The sequence below is a fragment of the Myxococcus sp. AM011 genome, from assembly GCF_013372595.1.
Lineage (GTDB): Bacteria > Myxococcota > Myxococcia > Myxococcales > Myxococcaceae > Myxococcus > Myxococcus eversor.
Genome location: NZ_JABXEM010000546.1, coordinates 1 through 1,497, shown reverse-complemented (window position 1 = coordinate 1,497; position 1,497 = coordinate 1). Strand labels below are relative to the sequence as shown.

The following is a 1,497-nucleotide window of genomic DNA, read 5'->3' as shown; positions in this document are numbered from 1 at the left end:
CCCACCGCCTCCTCGCCGCACGGGTGCGTCCGCGCAGCCCGTCATCGAAGAGGACCCGGGCGAGTGGGACGCTCCCTCGGGCGACGTCGAGGTTCCTCCGCGCCGCCGGCCCGCGACGTCCGACTCGATGCGCCGGCCCAGCAGCGCGAACGCCACCCAGGTGGCGCGCACCAGCTCCCGCTCGGACCTGCGCAGCGCCGTCACCAACCCTGGAGAGCCGGCGCCGGCGCCGCGCCGCTCCATGACGCGGGCCGCGCCGGTGGTGGACGTGGATCCTCCCCCGCCGCCACGCTCGCGCTCGTCCGCGTCCATGGATCTGGACGAGCGCACGCGCATGGAGGACGACGAGGACGACGAGCGGACCATGCTTCCGCCGCCGGAGCCCTCGCCGCCGCCGCGCCGTCGCACGGGGATGCAGTCGCAGGTGTCCGCGCCGGAGCCGCCGCAGCGCCGTCGCACCTCCAGTCGCGCGGAGATGCCCGCGCCGCCGCCGTCGCGCTCGCGCGCCTCGCTCTCCGCGGCGCCCGCGGTGCGGGTGCATGACGAGGTCGACCGGGCGATATCGGAAGACTCCCGCCGCAAGCTTCGTACAAACGCGACGCGCAACGTGGCCACGCTGGGCTTCATCGTTGGGTTGCTGGCGGTGGTGGCCATCTTCCACAAGCCCATCCTCGCGGTGCTCAACTCCACCGCGTCGGACGGGCAGGGTGTGCTTCTCACCATCAACGCCAACGAGCGGGTGAAGGTCTCCGTGCGCCACGCGAATGGCTGTGGCGGCTCGCAGCCCGTCACCGAGCTGGGCATGACGCCGCTGACGCTGGTGTCGGGCGCGCACCTGCAGGACACGCTCATCCTGGAGAACGAGCAGCAGGGCATCTACAAGGAGGACACGGACACGCTGGCCTTCGGCGAGCCGGGTCAGGCCAAGGTGCTCACCCAGGAGTTCCGCCGGGGGAGTCTGCTGCTGCTGCTCAAGCCCGACAGCGTGCGCGGCATCACCGTGCGCCGCAGGGGCCAGGACGTCGGCATCTACCAGGGTGGCAACAACAAGGGCCTCAAGATCGAGTTGATGGAGGGCAAGAACAAGCTCGAACTGGACGGTGGCCCGCTGAAGGAGCCGTTCCACTTCGAGGTCGACATCAAGCCCAACAGCATCAACCGGGAGACGCAGGACCTGTCCGCGTTCCTCTGAGCTGGCCCGCCCCGCCTCAGTAGCGGGGCAGGCTCGGGTCCACCTGAAGCGAGTACAGGTCGATGCCGCCTCGCAGCGACACGGCCTGGAGCCCCCTCGACAGCAGATAGGCCGTGCCGTCCAGGCTGCGCACGCCGTGGTGGCAGTAGACGACGACGGGCTTGCCCCGCAGGGCCTCCAACTCGTCGGCGCGCTCGTCCAGCTCCGGCAGCGGGATGAGCACCGACTCCGGCAGCGCGACGTACTCGTTCTCGTGCGGGAAGCGCACGTCCAGCAGGAGGGGGCGGGACTCGGCGGGACCCGCG

At 71.3% G+C, this 1,497-nt stretch carries 1 protein-coding gene and 1 pseudogene; one reads left to right on the top strand and one right to left on the bottom strand.

The features are described from left to right. Window positions 1-1,192, top strand: a pseudogene (locus HUW62_RS47210) (serine/threonine protein kinase); the annotation flags it as partial. Between the two features lie 16 nt (window positions 1,193-1,208). Here the strand turns inward: HUW62_RS47210 and HUW62_RS47205 are convergent. After that, window positions 1,209-1,497: rhodanese-like domain-containing protein (locus HUW62_RS47205; protein WP_176438185.1), on the bottom strand; the 289-nt coding region annotated here is incomplete at its 5' end.